This is a genomic window from Agrobacterium larrymoorei, assembly GCF_005145045.1.
Classification (GTDB): Bacteria; Pseudomonadota; Alphaproteobacteria; order Rhizobiales; family Rhizobiaceae; genus Agrobacterium; species Agrobacterium larrymoorei.
Genome location: NZ_CP039692.1, coordinates 1,082,378 through 1,109,201 on the forward strand (window position 1 = coordinate 1,082,378; position 26,824 = coordinate 1,109,201).

At 59.4% G+C, this 26,824-nt stretch carries 18 protein-coding genes; 5 read left to right on the top strand and 13 right to left on the bottom strand.

Annotated elements, in window-relative coordinates; all coding sequences use genetic code 11:
* Positions 1 to 111 precede the first annotated feature (111 nt).
* The 7 genes from pbpC to CFBP5473_RS19340 form a co-directional block, all read right to left on the bottom strand.
* Entirely contained in the window at positions 112 to 2,193 is a 2,082-nt protein-coding gene (gene pbpC / locus CFBP5473_RS19310; RefSeq protein ID WP_027674693.1) for a penicillin-binding protein 1C, read from the bottom strand.
* The gene (locus tag CFBP5473_RS19315; protein WP_027674692.1) at positions 2,190 to 7,640 is read right to left on the bottom strand and encodes an alpha-2-macroglobulin family protein; all 5,451 of its coding nucleotides are present in this window, start codon (positions 7,638 to 7,640) and stop codon (positions 2,190 to 2,192) included. The genes pbpC and CFBP5473_RS19315 overlap by 4 nt, the downstream gene beginning before the upstream one ends.
* A gap of 240 nt (positions 7,641 to 7,880) precedes the next feature.
* Positions 7,881 to 9,062, bottom strand: coding sequence for a M20 aminoacylase family protein (locus CFBP5473_RS19320; protein ID WP_027674690.1), 1,182 nt, complete (start codon positions 9,060 to 9,062; stop codon positions 7,881 to 7,883).
* Between the two features lie 72 nt (positions 9,063 to 9,134).
* Complete coding sequence (locus CFBP5473_RS19325) at positions 9,135 to 9,914, bottom strand: amino acid ABC transporter ATP-binding protein (protein WP_027674689.1); 780 nt, start codon at positions 9,912 to 9,914, stop codon at positions 9,135 to 9,137.
* The gene (locus tag CFBP5473_RS19330; RefSeq protein ID WP_027674688.1) at positions 9,911 to 10,834 is read right to left on the bottom strand and encodes an amino acid ABC transporter permease; all 924 of its coding nucleotides are present in this window, start codon (positions 10,832 to 10,834) and stop codon (positions 9,911 to 9,913) included. Before CFBP5473_RS19330 ends, CFBP5473_RS19325 begins: the two co-directional genes overlap by 4 nt.
* Complete coding sequence (locus CFBP5473_RS19335) at positions 10,831 to 11,721, bottom strand: ABC transporter substrate-binding protein (RefSeq protein WP_027674687.1); 891 nt, start codon at positions 11,719 to 11,721, stop codon at positions 10,831 to 10,833. Before CFBP5473_RS19335 ends, CFBP5473_RS19330 begins: the two co-directional genes overlap by 4 nt.
* A 58-nt stretch (positions 11,722 to 11,779) precedes the next feature.
* On the bottom strand, positions 11,780 to 12,742 hold the full coding sequence (locus CFBP5473_RS19340; RefSeq protein ID WP_027674686.1) for an ABC transporter substrate-binding protein: 963 nt from the start codon (positions 12,740 to 12,742) through the stop codon (positions 11,780 to 11,782).
* Positions 12,743 to 12,842: 100 nt separating this feature from the next.
* On the opposite strand from CFBP5473_RS19340, the gene CFBP5473_RS19345 reads away from it, so the two are divergent.
* The gene (locus tag CFBP5473_RS19345) at positions 12,843 to 14,168 is read left to right on the top strand and encodes an aminotransferase-like domain-containing protein (RefSeq protein ID WP_027674685.1); all 1,326 of its coding nucleotides are present in this window, start codon (positions 12,843 to 12,845) and stop codon (positions 14,166 to 14,168) included.
* Positions 14,169 to 14,227: 59 nt separating this feature from the next.
* Here CFBP5473_RS19345 and CFBP5473_RS19350 read toward each other — a convergent pair whose 3' ends face one another.
* The 5 genes from CFBP5473_RS19350 to CFBP5473_RS19370 all read right to left on the bottom strand — a co-directional run bounded on the left by CFBP5473_RS19350 (position 14,228) and on the right by CFBP5473_RS19370 (position 19,533).
* Positions 14,228 to 14,953: a ribonuclease activity regulator RraA gene (locus CFBP5473_RS19350; protein WP_027674684.1), complete on the bottom strand. Its 726-nt coding sequence runs from the start codon at positions 14,951 to 14,953 to the stop codon at positions 14,228 to 14,230.
* Between the two features lie 12 nt (positions 14,954 to 14,965).
* Positions 14,966 to 16,732: an L-arabinonate dehydratase gene (araD, locus tag CFBP5473_RS19355; RefSeq protein ID WP_027674683.1), complete on the bottom strand. Its 1,767-nt coding sequence runs from the start codon at positions 16,730 to 16,732 to the stop codon at positions 14,966 to 14,968.
* 37 nt (positions 16,733 to 16,769) lie between these two features.
* Positions 16,770 to 17,639 carry an ABC transporter permease gene (locus tag CFBP5473_RS19360; RefSeq protein WP_027674682.1) on the bottom strand — a complete coding sequence of 290 codons (870 nt, stop codon included), beginning with the start codon at positions 17,637 to 17,639 and terminating at the stop codon, positions 16,770 to 16,772.
* 4 nt (positions 17,640 to 17,643) lie between these two features.
* Complete coding sequence (locus CFBP5473_RS19365) at positions 17,644 to 18,462, bottom strand: ABC transporter ATP-binding protein (protein WP_027674681.1); 819 nt, start codon at positions 18,460 to 18,462, stop codon at positions 17,644 to 17,646.
* A 66-nt stretch (positions 18,463 to 18,528) separates the two neighbouring features.
* A complete protein-coding gene (locus tag CFBP5473_RS19370; RefSeq protein ID WP_027674680.1) occupies positions 18,529 to 19,533 on the bottom strand; it encodes an ABC transporter substrate-binding protein in 1,005 nt (334 codons plus the stop codon).
* 147 nt (positions 19,534 to 19,680) lie between these two features.
* On the opposite strand from CFBP5473_RS19370, the gene CFBP5473_RS19375 reads away from it, so the two are divergent.
* Entirely contained in the window at positions 19,681 to 20,382 is a 702-nt protein-coding gene (locus CFBP5473_RS19375; RefSeq protein WP_027674679.1) for a GntR family transcriptional regulator, read from the top strand.
* A gap of 3 nt (positions 20,383 to 20,385) precedes the next feature.
* On the opposite strand, the gene CFBP5473_RS19380 is transcribed toward CFBP5473_RS19375, so the two are convergent.
* Complete coding sequence (locus CFBP5473_RS19380) at positions 20,386 to 21,285, bottom strand: LysR family transcriptional regulator (RefSeq protein WP_027674678.1); 900 nt, start codon at positions 21,283 to 21,285, stop codon at positions 20,386 to 20,388.
* A gap of 170 nt (positions 21,286 to 21,455) precedes the next feature.
* Here CFBP5473_RS19380 and CFBP5473_RS19385 point away from each other — a divergent pair, with 170 nt between their 5' ends.
* From CFBP5473_RS19385 to CFBP5473_RS19395, 3 genes are all read left to right on the top strand, one after another.
* The gene (locus CFBP5473_RS19385; RefSeq protein WP_051441217.1) at positions 21,456 to 22,328 is read left to right on the top strand and encodes an AraC family transcriptional regulator; all 873 of its coding nucleotides are present in this window, start codon (positions 21,456 to 21,458) and stop codon (positions 22,326 to 22,328) included.
* Positions 22,329 to 22,414: 86 nt separating this feature from the next.
* Complete coding sequence (locus tag CFBP5473_RS19390) at positions 22,415 to 23,320, top strand: DMT family transporter (RefSeq protein WP_051441216.1); 906 nt, start codon at positions 22,415 to 22,417, stop codon at positions 23,318 to 23,320.
* A 162-nt stretch (positions 23,321 to 23,482) separates the two neighbouring features.
* The gene (locus CFBP5473_RS19395) at positions 23,483 to 26,824 is read left to right on the top strand and encodes a PAS domain S-box protein (protein ID WP_084631544.1); all 3,342 of its coding nucleotides are present in this window, start codon (positions 23,483 to 23,485) and stop codon (positions 26,822 to 26,824) included.

Below are 26,824 nucleotides of genomic sequence, written 5' to 3' on the forward strand. Positions count from 1 at the left end.
TTTAATTGCGAAAACAGCAGGGCGCCTACAGGTCATTCCGCTCTGTACCGGAACTAACCCCTCAACAAAGAAACGCTCCAAAGCGCACCCTCTCACAAAAAAGAATCGTACTCACTGCACGAAGATGCGGACGCTCGAGGCGCGGCCATCGGCGTCGATGACGGTGAGCGTGGAAAAGCCCTGGCCTTCCGGTGTCCACTCGTTGCTGCGGCGGCGGGTGAGGTCGGGGAGGGGTTTGCCATTGGCCAGCCAGCGAAACGGCGCGCGGCCACCCTGCAGTTTCAGTACAAGTGGCGAGATATCGCCGTTCTGATCCGATAGCTCAACACGCGCGCCTTCGGGCGGGTAGACGATAAGGGGTGAGGATTCTCGTTTTGAGGCGGTGAGCAGGCCGCTGGATGTGGTGGTGAAACGACGCTGGTTGGCGGGAAGGTCCGCGTAGTTCAGCCTCGCCATGCCGCTTGGTGCAGGAGCGAAGGGCGCGATGGCGACGCCGGATTTCGCAAAGGCATCGAAGAGAATGGGTGCGGCAGTGGCATAGCCTGCGATACCCGGAACGGCGCCATTATCGGCGCGTCCAACCCACACGCCAATCACGTAACGACCATCGAAACCGACGGACCAGGCATCGCGGTAGCCATAGCTGGTGCCGGTCTTGTAAGCGATACCGCGCTGCTTCATGCCGAGCGGCGGCAGAACGCCGGAGAGGATATCGGTGATGTTCCAGACAGCATTTCTAGAAAAAATCGGGTCCACATCCAGAACCTCCGGCTTGCCCCTCACGCCATCGCCCAGCCTTACCGGCTGGCCCTGATTGGCGAGGCTGGCATAGAGCTGCACGAGATCGACAAGGGAAAGCCCGGCGCCGCCAAGCGCAATTGCCAGACCCGGCGGTTCGGCCTTTGGAAGAGAGAGGTTTACGCCTGCGCGCCGGAAGCGCACCATCAGTGCAGCCGGGCTTACCGCATCCAGCAGCTTTACCGCTGGTACGTTGAGGGAAAGCTGCAGAGCCTGCCTGATGCTGACATCGCCTTGGTACTGCATATCGAAATTGCGCGGTCGATAGCCGGAGAAATCCGCAGGACGATCCTCGATGATCGTTTCCTGTGCAACGAGACCGTTCTCGATGGCAAGGCCGTAGATGAATGGCTTCAGCGTGGAACCGGGAGACCGGATCGCACGGCTCATCTCCACCCAGCCGCGCCTCGACGTATCGAGAAAATCCGGTGAGCCGACATCGGCGAGGATATCTCCGGTACTGCTATCCGCCATAACGATGGCAACCGAAACCTTTTCGCCGATCTTTGTAGCAGCGTCTCGCGCCAGTGTCTCAAGCTCACTTTGAATACTGCGTCGAAGCGTAGAGCCGATGATGTGCTGGCGAGGAAATTTCGCCCGCGCGGCTTCGGCAAGATGCGGCGCATAGGCCGGAAGCTCCAGACGCTGGGGAGGAACGGCGGCGGTTGCAGCGCGCGCGGTTTCGCCTTCCCCCACGACGCGGGAAACCGCAAGTCGCTGCAAAACACGCTCCCGCGCCTCTTTTGCCGCCTGCGGAAAACGATCAGGGCGGCGTTTTTCCGGCAGTTGGGGCAAGGATACCAGAAGGGCCGCCTGCGCCGTGTCCAACCTGCGCGGCTCCTTGCCGAACCATGCAAGGCTTGCTGCTCGCACGCCCTCGATATTGCCGCCATAGGGGGCGATGTTGAGATAAAGATCGAGAATATCTGCCTTGCTCAGCCTGCGCTCGATCTGCACTGCGCGCAGCATCTGGCGAAATTTTGCGCTGAAGGAACGGTCCGCGCGCGGCTCAATCAATCGCGCAACCTGCATGGAGAGCGTCGAGGCGCCGGAAACAATGCGGCCATTGATCAGCAATTGCCAGGCGGAGCGACCCAACGCTCGGATATCGATGCCATGATGGTCATAGAAGCGCTGATCCTCATAGGCGATCAGCATCCTGATGAATTGCGGATCGATATCGGCAGCACCTGTCTTCAGCCGCCAGCGCCCATCCGGTGTGGCGAAGGCGCGCAGCAGATTGCCGTCCGCATCTACTACTTCCTGAGAAACGAGCCGTGCCGTGTCGAGTGGCGGCGGATAGGTGCGGTCGAGATAATTCAGACCATAGATGGCGATCCCGGTCAGGCAGGCCGCCATCGTAAAGCCAAGGAAGAAGCTGCGCCAACCATTCATTGCTGCGCTGCGCGCACCTCCATGCGGCTGGTTGCGGTGCGGGCCGACAGTTGCGGACGGTACATGTCTTCCACCGTTGCCGCCGGGTTGTCATAGGTGCCGGGCGTGACAGCGCGCACGACATAGGCGAGCGCGATTTCCGAACTGTCACCGGCTGTGCGGTCAAAGGCCGCAACGAAGCGGTCGTAACGGAATTCCGTGTGGGCCGCCTCCGTTTCCGGCAGCCAATCGAAATTCGCCAGTTCCGCACTGTTGACGAGGCTCGGATTGTCGATTTCGAAACCGGCAGGCAGAAGATCGGTGACGAGAATGCGCGCCTGCCAGTCGTTTTGCGGAACGGCTTTCAGCACCACGACATAGCGCTGGTTCTGCTCCACATCGCTCACATTCACCTCCTCGCCATCCAGCGAATAATAGGTTTTCTCGATTGTGAAACCCTCGCCGCCTGCTGGCAGCGGCTTGGAAGGCGGGGCCACCGTCGTCACGACAGCGGTTACCGGATCTGTCGACGCATTGGTGATCCTGACGGGAGATTGAAGCAGCTCATCGCCGCTCATGCGCTTGGCATAGCCGCCCTGTTGCAGCGCGCCGTTCACATCCAGCCGGATATCCTTGTCCTCACCCTTCAGTGCACGGGCGGCAAGAAGCATCCACGCCTGTTCCTGCGTGCTGGTATACGGCTTGGCCTCCCAGGCTTTGGAAACAGCGCCCGCCAGTTGCGGCACGACAGCCGGAACCGGGCGGCTTTCCGCAGCAAGCGCCAGAGAGGCCGCACCATCGCGAAGCACGGACCCGTAATCGGCCCGCGCCAGCGTGACGCGTGTCGTGGCCGATGCCATGCTGAGCGATGCGCCGAAGGCGGATTTCGCACGCGCCGCATCGCCATAAAGCGAAAGTGCCGCAGCGACCTGCGCCTTTGCAAGCGGTGTCGGAAAGTCGGTCAGCGCCGTGTCGGCGTAGTAACGCAGATCGTTGATTGCGGCCTTGCGGTTGCGCGCCAGAACGTAGAGCGAATAGGCAATCTCGTTGCCGCGATCCTTGACGTTGGTGTCATAGGCAAGACCGTTTTGCAGGTTGGTCAGGGCCTGCACCATGGCGTTTTCCGGCACATCGTAGGATTGTTCGCGGGCACGCGTCAGGAAGTCGGTAATATAGGCGTCCAGCCACAAATCGCCTTCACCCGGAGACCAGAGGCCGAAACCACCGGCGCTGGATTGGAAGGACAGCACGCGGTAGATTGCATCCTGAACGCGTTTGCGAATATCGGGATCGTCAGCGCCACCGCTCTCCTTCATCAATTCTGATGCGTAAAGCAGCGGAAGCGCCCGGCTGGTGGTTTGCTCGGCGCAGCCATAGGGATATTTGTCCAGCATCATCATCAGCGCTGGAATATCGAAGGCCGGAGAGCGGGTAACGTTGACCGCAACGGAAGAGCCGACAAGCATGCTTTCCGCCAGCAGATTGCCGTCCACCGTCAGGCTGCTATTGGGCGCAATCTTGATGTTACGACGCGTCGTTACAGGCAGAACGGAAGGGCGAACGGGAATGATCACGGCCTGCTCCAGCGAAATTCCGCTTGCATTGCTGACCTTGATCGATATCTGGCTATCGCCCGGAAACTCGCCGGTCAGCGGCACGGTGAAGGATGCCTTGCCGCCCTTTTCGAGCTTGGTAACCTGTGAAAATTCGCCTTGATCGACCGTTACCGCCATGTTGCTGGTCACGTCGATCTTATAATCACCGGCTTCGCCATCCGTGTTGGCAATGTCCAGCCTGAGTTGCGAGATATCGCTAGGGCTCAGGAATTTCGGCGCGCTGGCGGTAACGACGACGGGATCGCGGATGATGACGTCGGAAACCGCGTGGCCGATGCCGGTTTTCGTCCAGGCAACAGCCATAATCCGTGCGGTGCCGTTGAACTGCGGAATATCGAAGCTGATCGTCGCCTTTCCCTGCGCATCCAGCTCCACCGGTCCGGCGAAGAATGCGACCAGCTTTTCCTTCGGCGGGCTGCCCTGAAGAGCAACCTGCCCGCCATCGCCACCGGTTCTCAAGCGCCCGGTCGCGCCGAGGGAACCATCGATGAGACGTCCGTAAAGATCGCGGATTTCGAGCCCAAGCCTGCGCTGGCCGAAATACCATTCGTCAGGTTTCGGCGGCTCATAACGGGTGAGGTTGAGAATGCCGACATCGACGGCGGCAACCGTGACATAGGCCTTTTCACCCGCGCCAGCACCAGCCACCTGCAACGGAATATCGAGCTTCTGCCGTGGAAGCGTCTGCTTTGGCAGATCCATCGAAACAGAAAGCTTGCGCTCGCCGGGGTCTACAGCAAGCCATTTCACGCCGATTGCGCGCATGGGCATGCGGCTTTCCTGCGCATCGCCGGGGCGGAACAAAGTGGCCGTTACATAAGAGCCAGCGCCCCATTCTTCCGTCACCGGAATCTCGACTTCGCCGCCCTTGTCGCCGATTTCGACATTCTGGACGGAAATAAGCTTTTCGGAGCCAGCAGCGACCATCAGCTGCCCGGCAAAACGGGAGGTGACCTGGAGCTTGGCGGTGTCGCCCACCTTGTAACTCTGCTTGTCGAGTGCAATTTCCAGCGCATCCGGCGTCTCGGTGGAGCTTGCGGTCACGAACCAGCCCGCATCGAACTCCGCGCTCGATATCGCGCCCTCGTTCTGTGGTGCTTCCACCTCCAGCCGGTATCGGCCCCAGCTCACGGGTACGGAAATCTCAGCCCCATCGGGGGTGACGGACAGCGTGCCGGTTTCCACCTGTTTTGTATGCTCTACCGGCTCGTAACGCCAGGAATTGCCCTGACGATACCATTGGTAATTGCGCTCCACCTTGATCAGTTTCCAGATGAGGCCGTTCATCGCCTGTCTGGTTCCATCCAGCGCAAGACCGATGATGTGGAAGCGTCCGATGGAGTTTTCGGCAAGATCACCGGAAAACTGCGGCTTGATGCCGATCATGCTGCTTTCGGATTTGATCGGCAATGTCAGCGAGCGCTCCACTGCCCGCCCGCCCGCTTCGCGCATACGCACGGTGATGTTGGCGGAAAGGAACTGGGTGGTGGAGGGAAGGTCACCGAGTTCTACCGGGAAGCTGGCCTTGCCGTTCTCATCCAGTGCTGGAAGCGCGTCCAGCGTCGTGCGGCTTTCCTCTTCCGTTTCTTCATCGGCAAGACCGAAGACATAGCCTTCGAAAGCAGGGTTGGTGCGCGTCGGTTTCAGCGCGATTTCGCCTTCCAGTTCAAGCCCCGCTGCCGGTGCGCCATAGAGATAGCGACCGTCCACATCGATTTGCGTATCGCCTGCCGGATCGATCTCCTTCGATGCGCTTGTCAGATCGAACTCGGTGCGGTCCGGCACGAAATCATCGACAAGGAAGGATTTCTCGCTGATCGCGCTGCCCTTCGGGTCGGTGTAGATCCGCATCGTCCAGGTGCCGCGCATGGCGTTTTCCTGAAGCGGAAGATCGATGGCATGGCCGCCAAGCGCCTTGCCATCGCTGACGAAACGGCGATCCTCGACGCCATCCGGGCGCGAGAAAATGAAGGTCAGCGGCAGGTTCTCGATGGCGTTGCCTTCGATATCCCGAGAGAGGGCGGCGGCGTGAACCGTCTCGCCCGCACGGTAAATACCGCGCTCGGTCCAGCTGAACACGTCGATTGCGCCCGGTGCCGCGCGTCCGGTCACACCGCGGTCGGAAAGATCGAAGCCGGCCCGCGTCATGTCGAGGAATACATAGTCCTTCTCGCCATTGCGGGCGGTGATGATGGCAGGCGCCTGACCAGCCGAACCGCGCATCAGGCCAGCGGAGAATGTCGCGCGGCCTTCGCCATCCGTCGTCGCTGAACCCAGTACCTCATTGTTTTTTGCCAGCAGTTGCAGCGAAACGCCTTTCAGCGGTGCTGCCGTGCTCAGCGCCCGCACGAACACGTTAAGACCATCCGTTCCGGCATAGGTGGTGATGCCGCTGTCGGAGACGAGGAACCATTGCGTTGCGCGCGAATCCCAGTTTTCCGGCGGCGTGCCGGGCGGAACGGCGGTCAGAACATAGATGCCGGGCTTGCGGTCCGGCAGAGCCTCGTCCACCGGGAAGCTGGTCACGACATCCTTGTTCAACTCACTCTGAATATCGATGCCGCCCTGCCAGACGAGTTCTCCAAGCTCCGTCTCGATCTTCTCGGCACTATAGCCGTCCATCTGGGTCAGGAACTGCGAATTCGCCAGAAGCGACGTAATGTTGCGATCCCCGACGCGGTAAAGCTTCAGATCGGCCCGTTCGATATTGACGGAGACGAGCGGAATGCCGCGCCGTGCCGTGCCGGGCAGCACGAAATTATCGCCGGTAAAGCGCACCGAGCCCGATCTATCACGCACATAGATATCCAGATCGACCTGTTTCTCCAGAGGCTCCTCCACGGAGGAAGGCAACCCGGCGCGCAGCGCGATCTTGTATCGCTGCCCATGCGTCAGGCCTTCCACGCAAATCTCGCTGCCCTTGGCTTCAAGGGCTTTGGGGGCTGCGCCATCCAGGGTGACGAAGGAGGAGTAGTCGACACCGTTCTTGACGAGCGGTTCGGAGAACTGAATGCAGGCTCGAGGCGCAACGCTGTCGGTATCGACGGTGTTGTTGGTGACGCGGAAGCCCTGGCGCGTGCGCAGGTCGTTATAAATGGTTCTGGTCGCAGGCACGTCGGACAGGGCAAGACTTGCCTTATAGGCATTCAACGCAGCGCGGTAGCTCTGGCTTTTGGCAAAGGCTTCCGCCAACCGGTTGAGAGCCTGCGTTCGCTGTGTCTGCGTCCGGCTCAGCTGATAGGCATTCAGCGCCGCTGCCGGGGCTTCGCCCAATATCTGGTAATTGTCCTTGACGCTGGCTTCGACCGAGGAAAGCTCTCTCCACAGCGCACCGTCATCGGGGGTGAGCGAAAGCGCCGCTTTATAATTTTCGACCGCTTGAGGAATGTCGGTGCCTGCCTGCTGGCGGGCGGCAGAAAGCAGCGCATCCGCACCTTGCGTCTCGTCAGCTTCAGGCAAGCCCGCCTTCAGTTTGCGTGCCTGCTGGTAAAGGCTGTCATCGACAAAGGAAAGCCGCTGCGGCGCGCCGATATCCTGTTCGTTTGCGCTCGCCACTTGCACGATCTTGCCAGCGACAGCTCCGGGGAAGGCGTTTAGCTGATTATAGTCCGATTTCAGAAAGCACCACTTCACCTTCGGATTATAGGTGAAGGCCTTGCACGCCTTGTCGTTGATGCAGATGGTCTCGCATTGCGGTTGCGAAACGTTTTGTTCGGTGCGCAGATCGAACCCGAAATAATCCCCATTCTGCGTCGTCACAACCTTCCGCGTCGCATCCTGCGCCATAAGCGGGGAAGCAGACAGCGTTGCAAGCGTGATGGCAAGTGCGTGAAAAACGGCGCGGACGGACATCGGTCTCTCCCCCAGAACGCAATGATCGGCGCGACTTTGGTCCCAATCGGGACGCTTTGTCAACGCGCAGATCAGAGCGCGTCGATAGCCGACTACGGACCTGTCACCGTTTCACCGGGGAATGGCGGAAGAATAATGTGCTTGCTCTTCGAGTACATCGCGCCAAAAAAAGACCGCCCGAATTTGGCGGTCTTTATTGAGATGAGGAGGGTCAAGCTCCGCCGTTTCTGACGCGCCGCATCACTCCGAAAGAAAACGCTCTGCCAGTCGCGCCCACATGGCAGCACCCACTGTGAGGCTGTCGTCGGCGAAGTCGTATTTGGAGCTGTGGAGGATGGCGGAGGTCATGCCGTTGCCGAGGCGCAGGAAGCTGCCGGGTTTGTGTTCGAGGAAGTAGGAGAAATCCTCGCTGCCGGGGATGAGAGGGCAGGTGGCTACCTTGTCGCTACCGATCAACTCTTCCGCTACGAGACGTGCGAAAGCCGTCTCGGCTTCCGAATTGGCGACCACCGGATAGCCGTGTTCGTATTCCAGCTCGATTGTCGCGTCATAGGCTTCCGCCATGGACTGTGCGAGCTTGGTGATGCGGCGCTGCAGAAGATCGCGAACCTTGGGCTCGAAACAGCGCACGCTGAGTGCCAGTTTTGCAAATTCCGGAATGACGTTGACCGCCTCACCCGCATGGATGGTGCCGACGGTCACGACGGCGGTCTGGGTGGGATCGATATTGCGCGAGACGACCGTCTGGAGCGAGACGACGAGGTTGCAGGCAACCACGATGGGATCGATCGTGAGGTGCGGACGCGAGGCATGGCCGCCCTTGCCCTTGACGGTGATTTTGACCGTATCGGACGACGCCATCATAGGCCCGGAGCGCGTCAAAATCGTGCCTTCCGGTGCGCCGGGGTGGTTGTGCAGGCCGAAGATCGCGTCGATCGGGAAGCGCTCGAAGAGGCCATCTTCGATCATGGCCTGCGCGCCGCTCGGCTTGCCGCCTTCTTCCGCAGGCTGGAAAATCAGGGTCACGGTGCCGTCGAAACGGCGGGTGCGGGCTAGGTATTCGGCAGCACCCAAGAGAACCGTCGTGTGCCCGTCATGGCCGCAGGCATGCATTTTGCCGGGCGTGTTGCTGGCATAAGGCAGCCCCGTCTCTTCAAGGATAGGGAGTGCATCCATATCGGCGCGGATGCCGATGCTCTTGGTTCCCGTACCGTTCTTCAACCGGGCCACGACGCCGTGACCGCCGACATTGCGGGTAACCTCATAGCCCCAGGCTTCCAGCTTTTCCGCCACATAGCGGGCGGTTTCCACTTCTTCCTGCGAAAGCTCTGGATTGGCGTGCAGATATTGGCGCGTCGCCTTCAGTTCGGCCTCCATGGGCTCGAAATCGGAAACGCGGGCATATTGATTGTCGTTCAGCATGGGGTCCACCAAGATCTTGAAAAGGACGCCAGCCTTTGAGGCTGGCGCCAAGTTGGGGAGAAAGCGTATCACTTACAGGAAGCGCGAGAGGAAAGCCTGTGTGCGCGGGTGTTGCGGGTTGCCGATGACCTCTTCCGGCTTGCCCATCTCAACGATGTGGCCTCCATCCATGAAGACCACGCGATCTGCCGCTTCTTTGGCAAAGCCGATTTCGTGGGTGACGACGATCATGGTCAGGCCCTGACGCGCGAGATCCTTCATCGTGGCGAGAACTTCGCCGACGAGTTCCGGGTCGAGCGCGGAGGTCGGCTCATCGAACAGCATGAGTTTCGGCTTGATGGCGAGCGCACGTGCGATTGCGACACGCTGCTGCTGCCCACCGGAAAGCTGACGCGGATAGGAGGCGGCCTTTTCCGACAGGCCTACCCGTTCCAGCAGGCGCATGGCATTTTCGGTTGCGTCCTTGCGGCTTTCGCCATGAACGCCGACCGGGGCTTCGATGATGTTTTGCAGCACCGTCATATGCGGGTAGAGGTTGAACTGCTGGAACACCATGCCGATCTTGCGGCGCTGGCGCGCAATGCCGTTGGAGGACAGCTTTTCCAGCCGGTTGTTCTTCACCCGGTAGCCGATCTGTTCGCCATCCACGGCAATCGATCCCTGCTGGATTGTCTCCAGATGGTTGATGCAGCGCAGGAAGGTGGATTTGCCGGAACCGGAAGGCCCGAGAATGACCACGACCTCTCCCGGCATCACATCCAGATCGATGCCCTTCAGAACTTCGAGTTGATCGAAGGATTTGTGAACGTTGCGCGCCTCGACGAGAGGCTTTGTGTTTGCAACTGCGGTCAATGGCTTGCCTCCTCTTCCAGAGCGGGCTTTGCAACAGCTGCATTGCGGCGGTCACTGCGGCCATAATAGGCCTCGATGTAATTCTGACCCACATTGAGGATGGAGGTGATGAGCAGGTACCAGATCACCGCGACCAAAAGCATCGGAATGATTTCGAATGTTCTGTTGTAGATCGACTGGACCGAATACAGCAGATCGGCCATCGCAATCACGCTGACGAGCGAGGTTGCCTTGATCATGCTGATCAGCTGGTTGCCCGTTGGCGGAACGATGGAGCGCATGGCCTGCGGAATGATGATGCGCCACAAAGCGCGCGCCTTGGTCATGCCGAAGGCTTCAGCCGTTTCCGCCTGTCCGCGGTCTACCGAAAGAAGCCCGCCGCGAATGATTTCCGCCATATAGGCCGCCTCGTTCAGCGCCAGGCCAACGATTGCAGCGGTCATCGGGGTGATGACGGAGTTGGTATCCCAGCTCGCAAGTGTCGGCCCGAAAGGGATAGCGAGCGAAATTTGCGGAAACAGGGTGGACATGTTGTACCAGAAGATCAGCTGGACCAGCAGAGGCGTGCCGCGGAAGAACCAGATGAACAGTGATGCGAAGGAACTGGCCAACCCGTCATTCGACATTCTGGCAATAGCGATGATCAGACCGAAGATGACGCCGAGGATCATGGCGACGACGGTCAGCCCAAGGCTGACGTAAAGTCCGCTGATGACGACCGGATCGAAGAAATACTGCGCAACGACCGGCCAGCCGAAGTTTTCGTTGTTGGCAACGATCCAGGCGAAGTTGACGACGACGAGCGCGATCACGACCCAAAGCACAAGTCTGCCCGTGCGGAACGGGGTGTGGGCTGTCGCCACATCCCGCAGATCGGTGCCACCCGAAGGCGGCACTTTCATGTCTACGGAGCTCGTCATTTTGGCAACTGGCCCCCAAGGTTGATGCCGGGCTGCTTGAGGATGTTGTTTTCAAGGCCCCATTTTTTCATGATGGTCGCATAGGTTCCGTTGTCCATCAGCACCTTGATGGCATCGAAAAGAACCGGACCGAGTTCCGAACCCTTCGGGACGACAGCGCCCTGATAGAGGTCGTCAAAGCCGTTCTTCTGGCCAACGCCGGTCAGTTCCAGCTGGCCATTGGCCTGGGAGACGAAATAGGTCAGCGGCGCCTGAGAGGAGAAGAAGGCATCTGCGCGCTTGGAGCGAACCGCCAGGATGGAGCTTGGCTGGTCTGTGTAGGACTGTACCTCGATTGCGCCCTTGCCATCGGTCTTGCACTTTTCGGCCTGTGCCTGGATCACGCGCTCCGCCGAGCCGCCCGCCATGACGGCGATGCGCTGGCCGCAGGATGTATCGAGCGAGGAGATGCCCTTGGGGTTGCCTTTCTGAACGGCGAAGACCACGAATTCCTGCACCCAGTCGACGAAATCATTGGCCTCTTCGCGGCTCTTGAAATCGCCCACGGGACCGAAGGCAAACTGGTAGCGACCGGAATTGACGCCCGCCAGAAGCGCTGGCAGGCCGCCGACGGTTGCGTGCTCGATCTTGATGCCCAGAACTTCGCCCAGCGCATCGGTCAGGTCGGCGCTTGCACCTTCCATCTTGGTGCCGGTCACGATTTCATAGGGAGGGAAGGAGCCGTTATTGACGGAGATCATCTTTCCTTCGGTGCGGATTTTTTCCGGCAGCCGGGCGCGAAGTTCCTCGTTCACGCTCTGCTTGGGAATGGCAGCCGTCTCGGCAAGAGCCGGTCCGGCAAGAATGAGCCCGGCGAGGGCGGCGGAAGCAATGAGTTTCGAATGCATTTTGGTATTCCCCTTTTTGTGTGCAGCGATTTGAATTGCTAAGGCCTGAATGTGATCGTCAGTTGCCCTCGGCGTGATGTGGAAACAGTTCTGCGGGCGTGAGCAGACGCGGCAGGATGCCCTGAGCATGAAGCTCGTTGGCGAAATCGGCGATCATGACTTCGTTCTCCTTGAAGCCGCTGACATTCCAGTTCGGCGGCAAATCCGCGGCACAACGGCGAAGTTCATCGATCATCCATGGCGTCGTGTCGGCGTATTTTTCGCGCTTTTCCAGCCACATGCGCTGGGAAGCGTCGATCAACTGGCTAAGCTCGTCCATCACCCACGGATTTTCGCGCACGATATGCGCCTTGAAACCAATCAGATGCATGCCCGGCACGTAGCCGACGTCGTTGAAATAGGCGACTTCCGAAGCCCGGTAATCCGGCAGGACCTGGCGGAACGGCGAGTCCTGATCGAAGAAGCCCTTCGGCATGAAGGGGGTGAATACGGCATCCAGCCCGCCATCCTTCAGCAGATCCACCATCGGGCGTTCGCCCGGTGCCGCCTCGATCCGGCCCGGACGACCGAACCCATCCAGACGGTCGGTAATGGGATGGGCTTCCGTCAGACGGCCAGCATACCACATGGCGTCTTCCACGCCCACGCCTTCGCGACGGCATGCCGCGCGGGTCCAGGTATTGCCGGAATCGCGCCAGCCGGTCACGCCGATCTTTTTGCCTGCAAGATCCGCAAGCGAGCGGATCGGGCTATCCTTGGTGGTGATGATGCAGCGATGGCGGAAGCCGCGCATGATGAAATTCGGCATGCCGATGACGCTCTCGTCGCCATCGTGGCGCATCTGCGCATAGCGGCTGAAGGAGGTTTCGGCAGCGTCATGCGCATCGTCTTCAGCAACATTGGAGATGAGTGTGCCGACGCGATCGACCTCGATCTGAAGCTTCGGAGATGAGACATCTCCCAGAACGAGCGGCGTCATATAGTCCCAGTCGCGAAGTGCGAGACGAAGTTTCAACGGCATAATTTGGTACTCGTTTATTTTTTCGATGTCTTAAGAATAAATGTACACTTAACATCGTACAAATGTTATTACGTTATTGAACATTTAAAGTGAGAAAAAAGTGGGCGACATTACCGAGGCTCGATGGCTTGCCGAAAAAATAACCAACAAGACGATCCGCGGTATTGCGCTGGAAACCAGCGCGCTGGTGAGAGCCGGTGTTCTGCCGGTCGGAACGCGGCTGCCTGCCATTCGTGATCTGGCTTACGAGCTTGGGGTCAGCCCCGCCACCATTTCCGAAGCCTGGAGCGAACTTCGCCAGCAGAAGATCGTCAGCGGTCGTGGGCGTAACGGGACTTGGGTCTGTGCGGAACGCTTCGTTGCGAAGCCGGAGCGTCTGGCAAGTGCCGGTCATTATGGCGCCAATGTTCTCGATCTTTCCATGGCGGTGCCGGATCAAACATTGCTGCCGCCGCTTGCCAAGGCGATGGTGCACGCCACCTCGGTCGGCGATCTGAACAGCTATGAGCGCAGTCGGATCGTTCCTGAACTTCGAGATGCGCTTGCTGGCGACTGGCCTTATGACGCCGAAGCCTTTCTGGCGATCAATGGCGGATATAATGGCGTCTACACCACCATCCGCGCGCTCGTGCGACCGGGATCGGTCGTTGCCGTCGAACATCCCACCGCCATGCGCCTTCTGGACATTCTCGAAGATCTCGGCGTGAAAATCGTACCCATCCTTTCGGACAGCCAAGGGCCCTTACCCGCCTCGCTGAGACAGGCCATGGCCGAGCGGCCCGCCGCCTTCCTCTTCCAGCCGCGACTGCATTCGGTCACGGGGCAAACCGTTACGCCTGAGCGGATGCAGGCGCTGGGCGATGTTCTGGCCGATGGCGATACGCTGATTATCGAAGATGACGGTATTGCGGATATTTCAGTCTCAAAGCCGGTGTCTCTCGGTGCACGCTTTCCGGATCGAACGGTACGCATTCTGTCTTTTTCGAAGACACTGGGGCCGGATCTGCGGCTGGCGGTGCTTTCCGGCTCGAAGGCTATCGTGGAGCAGATACAATCTTACCGCGCCTTCAGTGCAGGGTGGACAAGCCGGGTTTTGCAGGCTGCCGTTGCCTGGCTTATCAAGGATGAAGAAACGTCGCAGATCGTGGCAAGCGCTCGCGCAGCCTATCAGGAACGGCGCGATGCACTGGCGCGCGAACTGCTTGAGCGGGGTGTGAAGACCATGCCGGGTAGCGGCCTTTGCCTCTGGGTGCCGGTGGAGTCTGAATCTTTCGCGATGGTGACGCTGGCGGCTCGAAACATTGCCGTCGTGCCCGGCAACAAGTTTTCCGTCCTGCCCAGCGCTCATATCCGCGTGGCCACCAGCAAGCTTTCGTCCGGTCACGCGCAGGTAGCCGAGTCCATCGCACTCGCTCATCGCATCTAGCACGAGCTTGCGGCTAAAAATGAGGGCCGTCATCGTAACGGCCCTCATCAGATCAGGTTTCAGCGGCCGGTCTCTTTGCGCCATTCCTCGTAGTTCTTCTGGTGCTCTTCCTTGGTGCAGGGGTAAAGGCCGATGATTGCTTCACCCTTCTTCACCTGCTCCAGCACGAAGTCCTCGAAGCTTTCCATGCCGGCGCATTCGTCTGCGAGTTCTTCCGAAAGATGCGCGGGGATGACCATGACGCCGTCCTTGTCGCCCACAAGCACATCGCCGGGGAAGACCGCGACATCGCCGCATGCGATCGGCACGTTGATGTCGAGCGCTTCATGCAAGGTCAGGTTCGTCGGTGCGGAAGGCTTGGCGTAATAGGCGGGCATGTCGAGTGCGCCGATGCCTTCGGCATCGCGAAAGCCGCCATCGGACACGACGCCCGCAGCGCCGCGCAGCGCCAGCCGCGTGATGAGAATGGAGCCCGCGGTTGCCGCACGCGCATCCTTGCGAGCGTCCATCACCAGAACATGGCCAGGCGGGCAGGTTTCCATGGCAACCCGCTGGGGATGGTCGGCGTTGCGGAACACGGTAATCGGGTTGCGGTCTTCTCGGGCTGGAATATAGCGCAGCGTGAAAGCCTGCCCCACCATCGTTTCGGACTTCGGCGCAACCGGCACCACGCCCTGAATGAACTGGTTGCGCAGGCCGCGCTTGAAGAGAGCGGTCGCAATGGAAGCGGTGGAAATCTTCTTGTATTTCGCCCGCGTCGCGTCGCTCAGCACATAATCGGTCATCGTCTGGTCCTCTCAATAAATATCCGGTTCACCGGCAGATTTGCCGAAACCCGTTTCCAGAAAATCGAAATCGCAGCCAAGATCGGCCTGCGTGACGTGGCGGGAGAACATCCAGCCGTAACCGCGCTGGAAGCGCGGCTCAGGCGCCACCCATTCGGCCTTGCGGCGGGCCAGTTCCGCCTCATCCACCAGCATGTCGAGACTGCGGTTGGGCAGGTCCAGACGAACGATATCACCGGTCTTCAGAAGTGCCAGCGGTCCCCCGACATAGCTCTCAGGAGAAACATGCAGGACGCAGGCGCCATAGGAGGTGCCGGACATGCGGGCATCGGAAATGCGCAGCATATCGCGATGGCCCTTTTTGATCAGCGCCTTGGGAATGGGAAGCATGCCCCATTCGGGAAAGCCCGGTCCGCCCAGCGGCCCTGCATTGCGCAGCACCATGACATGATCAGGCGTAATATCGAGGTTCTCGTCATCCACGGCCTTCTTCATCTCCGGGTAACTGTCGAAGACGAGTGCCGGGCCCTGATGGACATGATATTTCGGATCGCAGGCGGCAGGCTTGATGACGGCGCCGTTGGGGCAGAGATTGCCGCGAAGCACGGCAAGCGAGCCTTCATGATAGACCGGGTTCGACAGCGGGCGAATGACATCGTCATTATAGACTTCCGCGCCTTCCAGATTTTCGCCCATCGTCTTGCCGGTTACCGTCAGGGCGGAAAGTTCGAGACGGTCTTCCATCTGCTTCATCAGCGCGCGCAGGCCGCCCGCATAATAGAAGTCTTCCATCAGATAGTCCTTGCCCGATGGCCGGACATTGGCAATCAGCGGCGTCACGCGCCCCAGCGCGTCGAGATCGTCCAGCGTGAGGTTCACGCCCGCGCGGCGCGCCATCGCGATCAGGTGCACAACGGCATTGGTGGAGCAGCCGGTTGCCATGGCGATGATCGCCGCGTTGCGACAGGCCGCATCGGTGATGATACGGTCCGGCGTCAAATCCTCCCACACCATATCCACGATGCGACGCCCGCAGGAAGCGGACATGCGCTGGTGGTTGGCATCGACGGCGGGTATCGAAGATGCACCGGGCAGCGTCAGGCCCATGGCATCGGCAATCGCCGTCATGGTGCTGGCCGTTCCCATCGTCATGCAGGTGCCTGCCGAGCGGGCGATGCCGCCCTGAACGCCGAGCCATTCCTCGTCGGAAATATTGCCTGCGCGGCGTTCATCCCAGTATTTCCAGGCATCGGAGCCGGAACCGAGGATCTTCCCCGCATAATTGCCGCGCAGCATAGGGCCAGCGGGAAGGTAGATCATCGGAATGCCCGCCGAGATCGCGCCCATGACGAGGCCGGGCGTGGTCTTGTCGCAACCGCCCATCAGCACGACGCCGTCCAGCGGGTGGGAGCGGATCATCTCTTCCGTCTCCATGGCCAGCATATTGCGGTAGAGCATCGACGTCGGCTTGGTGAAGCTCTCATCCACCGAAAGCGACGGCATCTGAACCGGGAAGCCGCCCGCCTGGCTAACGCCGCGCTTCACATCCTGAACCCGCTCCTTGAAGTGGGAGTGGCAGGTGTTCAGCTCCGACCACGTATCGAGAATACCGATGACGGGCTTGTCGCGAAAATCCTCTTCGGCATAACCAAGCTGCATCATGCGGGAGCGGTGGCCGAAGGAGCGAAGGTCATCCGGCGCAAACCATCTCGCGCTTCTAAGCGTTTCAGGTGTCTTACGTTCTGTCGTCTTAAGTTCTGTCGTCTTGTGTTCTGTCATGGGGACTGCCTCTTGGATGCCTGAAGAAAAGCTGGCGCTATTCCTTCATGCCCCATTTCTGAATGGTGTGACGCTCAATCGTCTGGAAGACGAGGTTTTCAACGATCAGGCCGATGATGATAACGGTCAACAGACCGGCAAACACAGCCGGAATATCCAGCAGGTTGCGGTTTTCGAAAATGAACCAGCCAAGGCCGCCCTGACCGGAGGAAACACCGAAGACGAGTTCTGCGGCAATGAGCGTGCGCCATGCAAAGGCCCAGCCGATCTTGAGGCCTGTCAGGATCGATGGGAAGGCGGCAGGCACGAGGATGCGCAGCACATAGGAGATGCCAGTCAGACCGTAATTTGCGCCAACCATGCGCAGCGTGCGTGAGACGCCGAGAAAGCCTGAGTGTGTATTGAGCGCCACCGCCCAGAGAACGGAGTGGATCAGCACGAAGACGAGGCTTGATGCGCCGAGCCCGAACCAGATCAGCGCCAGCGGCAGCAGCGAGATGGCCGGCAGCGGGTTGAACATCGCCGTCATGGTTTCGAGAAAATCCGTACCGATACGGGTATTGATGGCGAGAACCGTCAAGAGCGCGGCCAGCACCGTGCCGACCGCATAACCCATGAACAGGATTTTCAGCGTCGTCCAGATGCGCGATGGCAAAGTGCCATCGATAAAGCGGTCCACCAGCGTCGTCAGCGTGTCGCTCAGCGTTGGGAATAGCAGAGGATTATCGAGATAGGAGGCATAGATCTGCCAGATGATGGCAAGCGTTAGGATCAGCAGCGTCTTGCGCAACGCGCTGATGCCCCAGAGCATCTCGAATGGGCTCAGCTTCTGTTCAACGGGTTTGATATTGCTGTGAGGCTTGGTGCTCTCCACCTCGGAAGCGAGGATGATGTTCGGGGACAGCATGGCTCTACTCCTTGTGGCCGGGTTCGTTGGAGAACAGCAGATTGTGGATGTCACGCTCAAGGGCTGCGGCACTGCCATCCTCGTGGCTCACCTTGTCCACATCCACCACTTCCGCCTTCACGCGGCCCGGATGCGGAGACAGCAGCAGGATGCGGTTGGAAATCTTGATCGCTTCCGCAATCGAATGGGTAACGAAGATGACGGTGAATTTCGTGTCTTCCCAAAGCTGCAGAAGCTCGTCCTGCATCTGGCGGCGTGTCAGTGCGTCGAGAGCGGCGAAAGGCTCGTCCATCAGCAGAATATCCGGCTGCATCGCCATGCCGCGCGCAATGGCCACGCGCTGCTTCATACCGCCCGACAGCGTATGCGGATAGCTGTCCACGGCGCGCGTCAGCTTCACCTTGTCGATATAGTGCCGGGCGATTTTTTCGGCCTCGGCCTGCGGCAGCTTGCGAGCGACCAGTAGCGGGAACATCACGTTTTCCAGCACGGTCTTCCACGGCATCAGCTGGTCGAATTCCTGGAACACCATCATGCGGTCCGGGCCGGGTCGCGTGACCTGACGGCCATTGATGTGGATCGTTCCGGCAGACGGCGTCATGTAACCGCCGACGGCCTTCAACAGCGTGGACTTGCCACAGCCGGATGGACCGAGCAGCACGAAGCGGTCGGATTCACGCACGGTGAAGCTCACATCTTCCGTGGCCGTGATCAGCAGATTGGGTGTCTTGTAGCGCAGCGTCACGCGGTCAACGGAAAGAAGCGGCGTCTTCTGGGCTTCCGGCGCAAGCGGCTCGGCGGCAGCAATGCTTGCCTGCATCATGGATTTACTCCTCAAGAAAGGAAGCAGCGGCGGCACGCGCCGCTGCATGGGGCGCTTTCGCTGCGATCAATTGCCGTTGAGATAGGCGCTGTCGGGCAGGTAATAATCCGTCCATGCCTTCGGCATGCTCTTCAGCGTGCCGATCTTGTGCAGATGTTCGGCAAACTTCATCGTACCCTGCGGGTCTGTGCGCCATTCATCCATGCCCGGCTCCTTCATCATCGCCAGCAGGTCGTCGACGCTGGTCTTGTCGCCGGAAACGGTCTTGTAGGCATCGATAGCCGACTTCGGGTCCTTCTTGATGAAGGCGATTGCTTCTTCGGTCGCAGTACGCAGCGCTTTCACCAGCTTCGGATTGGCATCCGCGAAGGCCGTCGTGGTGAAGAATGTCGCCTGGGTCAGCGCACCGCCAAGAATTTCACGCGAGTCCGTTACCTTGTGCACGCCCTGCTGCTTCAGCTCCACATACTGGAAAGGCGGTGCAGAGAAGTGGTTCTTGACCTCGTGATTGGGGTTGGCAATGGCTGCCACGGCATCCGGGTGGCCAAGCTGCACGGTGTTGGGATCGAATTTCTTGACCTGATCATCACCATACATCTTCGCCGCCGCCATCTGGAGCAGAATGGCCTGAGTCGAAACGCCGACGGTCGGTACGGCGATCTTGTCAGACGGGCCGATATCCTTCAGCGATTTGATGCGCGGGTCGTTGGACACCATGATGACCGGCTGGGCAGAGCTGGTGATGATGCCCTTGACCTTGCCGCGCGTGCGATCCCAAAGCAGCAGCAGGTTGCCGGTGCCGGTGTTGACCACGTCCACATTGCCAGCAAGCAGCGCATCCGTCTGCGCGCCGCCGCCAGAGAAGGTGCGCCATTCCACCTTCACCCCTTCGATGCCCTCCTTCGCAGCTTCCTTCTCGATCAGCTTCTGCGTCTCCATGACGTGGCTTGCGAGATAAAGGATGCCGGGCTGGCGGGTGATCGAGATGTTGGTTTTTTCCTGTGCCTGGCTCGGACAGGCAAGGCCCAGCGCGATGGCGATAGCGGTCACGCCGCTGAGAAGCAGTCTCATGGATTCCTCCCGTTTGAAATGTGCGGCGCTCGTTCGCCGCCCGCTTTCACTCCCAAAGCGGATAAATGCATTGAAGCACTAAAACATCAGTGCATCAACCCCGAAGATGTGTTTTAATGTTTTCGAACCGCAACAGGGCAGGTGAGCATGAGTGGAATGATAAGGGGCGGGCAGCTGGATCGCTCGCGACAGGTGGCTCTGCAGGTGCATGAAATTCTGCGCGACAGGATACTGAAAGTGCAGCTCGTGCCCGGCACCGTCCTGTCGCGCGCATCGCTTCAACTGGAATTCGGCGTCAGCCAAACGCCTGTCCGCGATGCGCTGATGCGCCTGCAGGAAGAGGGCATGGTCGATGTCTATCCGCAATATGCGACGGTGGTGGCGAAGATCGATATCGATCACGCCCGGCAGGCCCAGTTTCTGCGGCTTTCGATAGAGCTCGAAGCCGTGCGACGCCTGACAGAGGAGGCTCCCGCCGAGACCGCAGCCGAGCTAGGAGACATTTTGGCGCGTCAAAAAGCTTTGGCGAGACCGGAGACCTACGACACCTTCGATAGTATCGACCGCGAATTCCACCGCAAGCTCTACGAAAAGACCGGCATCCTCCAGCTATGGTCAAACGTCCGGCGGCAAAGCGTGCATCTGGATCGCCTGCGCCGCCTCAACCTGCCCATGCCCGGCAAGATGCATACGGTGCTCACCGACCACGAAGCGATCGTCGCAGCAATCGCATCCGGCAAGCCGGAAGCTGCAACGGCGGCACTGAGGACGCACCTTTCCGGGACGCTGTCGATCATTGATGTGATCAGCGCGGAGTATCCTGACTATGTGGAAGGTGTTGGTCTCTGAGCGCTACCAGTTCTCCACCATGTAAGCCGGAAGCTGCTCCTCGAAAAATTTGGAGAAGGTGGCAATGCGGGGTGGCAGTGTCTGATAAGGTGGGTAATAGAGCGTCAGCCAAAGTTCCGGCGGTGCCCAGCCCTGAAATACTTGGACGAGGCGGCCTGAGCCGATATGGGCGGCGATGTGGAAGCCGGGTAAGAGGGCGACTCCTGCGCCATTTGCTGCCATGTCTGCAAGTACCTCGCCACTATTGGCGCTGAAGGCACGACCTGCGGCGATGGAAATGCTGGAGCCGCCATCCGAAAGTGTCCAGTTTTCCCGGCGGCTTTCGCCGCTATAGGCAAGGCAATCGTCGGGGTTCAGTTCGCTCGGATGCTTCATCGCCGTAAATCGGCTGCCGGGGGCGGCAACGAGGATGCGCGGCACCGCGCGTATCTTTCGCCAGATTGTGAACTTGTCGGAAGGCTGGGACGATATGCGGATGGCCAGATCGTAATCATCATCGACAATGTTCACCAGACCATCGGATAGCGAGATTTCGAAGCTCATCCTGGGATAAAGCGCGCGAAACCCGGCAAGAATAGGCGGAAGTACTGTCGTGCCCAGCCATGTCGGTGCGCTGATGCGCAATCGACCCTGATCGGCCTTATGGGCATTCTTTACATCGCGCCTTGCATTTTCCAGCGCCTCGACTGCGGGCTGGATCTGGGCCGCGAAGACTGCGCCATCCGTCGTTAGCGAAACCTGACGCGTGGTGCGCACGAAAAGCTGGATGCCGAGATCATCCTCAAGTGCTGCGATGGCGCGCGTGACGGCAGCGGGTGTCATGTCGAGTTCGCGCGCTACCTGCGCGAAATTCCGCTTCTCCGCCGCAAGCAGAAATGTCTTCAGGACCTTGTAGTCGTTCATGATGGATTATTTCGTTTTGGGCAATTTCTGACGGAATACTATTGCGAAGTGATGGCCGGATCAATTGGAGAGCGCGTCACGAAACACGCTGCGATCTTCCGATATTTCAAAGAATGGTTATTGCAGCTATCCCATTGGGCAAATATCCTTCGGTCTCAGTCATTCATCATATGGAACATTCATTGGTCTGCGATCCATCAAAGGCGCGTCAATCCGTCAAGTCCGACCGGGTTTCTCTGCGGCGGCATGCGGCGCATACCAGTCTGGAAACGTTGACGGCCCATTATGTCAAGCAGTCCTTCAAGCCGCATTCGCATGAGGAATATGTGATCGGCGTTATCGAGGCGGGCAAACACACTGTCTGGTGCAAAGGCGAATTATACAAGGTCACTGCCGGAACCGTGGTGACGATGAATCCCGGAGACGTCCATTATGGCGGCGCGGGTGACGAAACAGGCTGGAAGCAGCGCATGATTTATGTGAGCCGTGACGATATTGCGCGCTTCGTCTCGGACATCATCGATACGGACAAGATGCGTGTGCCGGAGTTTTGCCGCACATTCCACGATAACCCGGCACTGGCGAGCAGCTTCATCCGTTTGCATGACGTGCTGCATTCTTCCCCCCTTGCTCTATCCCGCGATGTCGCGCTGGATGCTTTGTTGCGTCAGGTTGTCGGCACTCTTTCGCCGTCATCGATAGAGGCAAAACCACGTCCCGACAGCGGGCGCATCGGTGATGCCATCGATTATCTTCACGCCCGGGTGGAGGAGGATGTGACGCTGGACGAGCTCTGCGGCGTTTCAGGCTTGCGCAGGCGTCAGACGATTGAAGCGTTCAAGCGAAAGACCGGCCTTCCGCCCCACGCTTACCACCTGCTGCAAAAGGTGAATGCCGTCAAAGGCATGCTGCGGAACGGCGTCTCTGCAACACAGGCTGCCGCCGAAGCGGGTTTTGCCGATCAAAGCCATATGACCCGCCACTTTGTCGGCATCGTCGGGATCACGCCCGCCGCCTATGCGCAGTCAGCCTTTATGGTCTGATGACCGCGTTTTCGTTCTATCTCCCTCGTAGCAATGTTTTCTAATTACCCCTGAAGCGTAGAGCAGGGGACTGAAAATTGGAAAGCATGAAGACGGGTGTGGCTGCATCACAAAAACAGTCGGGATTATTTCTATGGGCTGATCTCGCAGTGCTGGGCATCGCCATCGTCTGGGGCGCCAGCTATCCTGTGGCCAAGGATGCTTTGATGTTCGCGCCGGTGCTGGTGCTCATCTTCTACCGGTTTCTGATAAGCTGCCTCGTGATGGGCGCGATTGCCAGAAAGGAACTTGCGTCGACCGCATGGGGAGACATCGCCCGCGGCGCCGTTCTCGGCAGCATCCTCTTCCTCATCTTCGTTGCTGAAACCTACGGCGTCTCGCTGACATCGGCCACCAACACGGCACTGATCATCTCGCTTTGCGTCGTGTTCACGCCGATCCTGGATTATGGTCTGTCCAGAAGGCTTCCACCGTTCGGCGTCTTGGTCGGTGCGCTTGCGTCCTGTGCAGGTGTTGCGGTTCTCACTGGCGGCGCGGCGAGTTTTACATTCGGCGATCTTCTCGTGCTTGGTGCAGCGGCTTTGCGTGCCATCATGGTGGTCACGACCAAGCGTTTGATGGCGCGTCGGTCCATGTCCTCTGCCGCACTGACCACGATACAGGCCTCGACCGTCGCCTCGCTGACGCTGGTGCTTATTCTGCTTCAGGGCGGCGGAGGCTCGCTTGCTGTCAATGCCGATCTTCGCTTCTGGGGCGCCATCGCCTTCCTCTCGCTCTTCTGCACCATCGCGGCATTCTATGTTCAAAATGCCGCTGTGCGTCGCTCGAGCCCAACCCGCGTGACACTGCTGATGGGCACGGAGCCGCTATTCGGCTTTCTGCTTGCCCATATTCTTCTCTCGGAACCTCTGTCTGTTCCAACCATCTTCGGCGCGGCAATGATCATCGGCGGAACATTTCTGGGCATGACGGCCGAAAGCAAGACTGCTTGACGTGTTCGGAGCCCAAAGATGATTGGGGTTAACCTCTTAAGGACGGCTTGACGAATAGGTCCCTGTTGCGATCACGTTCATATTAGCCTTCATTTCCCCCTTTACTCGGTGCGGCAGCTTGGGTAGGCAGCGTTGATGCTACTTTAGAGGTGCGAGATAAACATGATGTCGTCGGCAGGAGAACGGACGAGATGGGCGCAGGAGATGCTCAACCGTCTTCCCACCACGGATTGCCCTGAGGCTGAAGAATGGCCTGTCGCCCTCAAGACCACGTTCGGCAGCATGGTCGCTGCTCCCCATCAGATCATCCTGTTCTGGGGGCCGGATTATATCGCGCTCTACAATGAAGCCTATGCGCCCGCTATCGGCCTGAACCACCCAAACGCCTTCGGCCGCCCGGCGCGGCTCTACTGGAGCGAGCTTTGGGACGATCTGAAGCCGCTGCTTGATCAGGTCATGAATGACGGCGAGGCCGTCTTCATCAAGGACCGACCCTTCTATGTGGAGCGGTATGGCAGGCCGGAAACGGTCACATTCGACATTTCCTACTCGGCAGTGCCGGATGAAACGGGAAAGACGGCGGGCGTCCTGTGCATCGTCAACGATACGACGGAGCGGGTGCAGGCCGAGCAGCGCCTGAAGGAAAGCGAAGCGCGCTTCCGCAACATGGCGGACCATGCACCCGTTATGATGTGGGTTGTCGATGACGGCGGCAAATGCACCTATCTCAACACCAAATGGTACGAGTTCACCGGTCAGTCGGTCGAGGAAGCGGAAGGTTTCGGCTGGCTCGATGCCACGCACCCGGACGACAAGGACGCGGCAACGAAAATCTTTCTCGATGCGCTGGCAAAGCGTGAGGCGTTCCGCCTCGAATACCGTCTTCGCAGACGTGATGGTGTCTATCGCTGGGCAATCGATGCAGCGGAGCCGCGCTTTTCATCGGAGGGCACGTTCCTCGGCTATATCGGTTCCGTCATCGATATCGACGAACGGCACGAGATGGAGCGCAAGCTGTGGGACAGTGAAAGCGGGCTGCGCGCGCTGACGAACTCCATCGACCAGATGGTGTGGTCGACGCGCCCGGATGGCTATCATGATTTTTATAACCAGCGCTGGTATGACTTCACGGGCACCGAGCCGGGCTCGACGGACGGTGTCGGCTGGAACGATATCTTCCATCCCGACGATCAGGAACGCGCCTGGACTGTCTGGCGGCATTCGCTTGCAACGGGCGAGCCCTATCACATCGAATACAGGCTGCGGCACCGTTCCGGGCGCTATCGCTGGGTGATCGGGCGCGCCAATCCCGTGCGCGATGCCAATGGGCGGATTTCCCGCTGGCACGGCACATGCACGGATGTCCACGAACTGAAAACCGCCGAAATGCAGCGCACCGCGATCCTTGGTTTCGAAGAGGAAATATCGGCGCTTCAGGCGCCCGGCGATATCGTGAAGGCTGCGGTGCGAACCGTGGGAACATTCCTCAACGTGGCGCGCGCGGGTTACGGCACGATCGACGAGGCCCGCGAAACAGTTTTCATCGAGCATGACTGGACTGCAAGCGGCGTTGTCAGCCTGCGCGGCGTGCAGCACTTCCGCGATTACGGTGCCTTCATCGACAATCTCAAACGCGGCGAAACCGTCGTCGTCAGCGATGCACATGCCGACATCCGCACGCGCGACCAGCGTGATGCGCTGGATGCGATTTCCGCGCGGGCAAATATCAGCATTCCGTTGCGTGAGCGAAGCGGTTTGGTGGCTGTGCTTTTCGTCAATCAGGCCGACGTCACTGACTGGACGGACGACCATTTGTCTTTCCTGCGCGATATGGCGACGCGGCTGCGCAACGCGGTGGAGCGCCGCCGCGCGGAAAACGAATTGTTGCAGCTGACGGAAAGTCTGGAGCAGCAGGTCATTCAGCGCACTGAGCAGCTGCGGTCTTCCGAGGAACGGCTGCGCCAGAGCCAGAAGCTGGAAACCATCGGCAAACTGACCGGCGGTGTCGCGCATGATTTCAACAATCTGCTTCAGGTCGTGGCGGGTAATCTGCAACTGCTGCAAAAGGATGTGTCCGGTAACGAACGGGCGGAGCGCCGGGTGGTGAACGCCATGGCGGGCGTGACCCGTGGTGCGAAGCTGGCAAGCCAGCTGCTGGCCTTCGGTCGCCGTCAGCCGCTCGATCCCAAAGTCATCAATGTTGGTCGCTTCCTGCGGGATATGGACGACATGCTGCGCCGCTCCATAGGTGAAGCGGTCGATATCGAAACCATCATCGGTGGTGGGCTGTGGAACTGTCTGGCCGATCCGGTGCAGGTCGAGAATGCGGTGCTCAATCTCGCCATCAACGCGCGCGACGCGATGAACGGCCATGGCAAGCTGACAATCGAGGTGGGCAATGCCTTCCTTGACGATGATTATGCTGAAAAGCACGATGAGGTGACGCCGGGCCAATACGTCATGATCTCGGTCAGCGACACCGGTTCCGGCATTCCGCCGGAATTGCTGGAACAGGTCTTCGAACCCTTCTTCTCCACCAAGGCGGAAGGCAAGGGCACGGGGCTTGGTCTTTCCATGGTCTTCGGCTTCGTCAAGCAGTCGGGCGGGCACGTCAAGATCTACTCGGAAGTGGGACATGGAACGACGGTGCGGATGTATCTGCCCCGCGCCCATGCACGGGAAGACCGAGAGATCGCCATCAATACCGGGCCCGTGGTCGGTGGGTCGGAAACCATTCTCGTTGCCGAGGATGATGACGAGGTGCGCGCAACCGTGGTCGAGACGCTGACCGATCTTGGTTACAAGGTTCTCAAAGCGCCCAATGCGGAATCGGCGCTGGTGGTCGTTGAGGCGGGGATGCCCATCGATCTTCTGTTTACCGATGTCGTAATGCCGGGCAACATGAAGAGCACGGAACTGGCCCGCAGGGCCAAGGAACGCCAGCCGGATATCGCCGTGCTCTACACATCGGGATACACCGAAAACTCCATCGTCCATGGCGGCAGGCTCGACCCCGGCGTGGAGCTTCTTTCCAAGCCCTATACGCGTGAAGCACTGGCCCGCAAGGTGCGCCACGTTCTGGCAAATCGCAGCCAGCGGCTGAACGCCATTGCGCATCCCGTATCTTCAGCTGTGCAGACGCGCCGGGACACCGACAGTTTAAAAGTCCTGCTGGTCGAAGACGATGCCCTCATTCGCATGAACACTGCAGAGATGCTGCGCGAGCTTGGGCATGTGGTGATAGAAGCCGGCTCCGGCAAAGAAGCCTTCGACCTCAGTTCCGCCGAAACCATCGATCTCCTCGTGACCGATATCGGCCTGCCGGATATTTCCGGGCGCGAACTCGCGATAGAGCTGAAGCAGAAGAAGAACGATCTTCGCATCATTCTGGCAAGCGGACACGCGGCTGAAAGCGTCGATATACCGGACGGTGTTGTGATGATTACTAAGCCCTATGGAATTCGGGATCTGGCTGCTGCGATCAAGGAAATCCTCGGACAATAA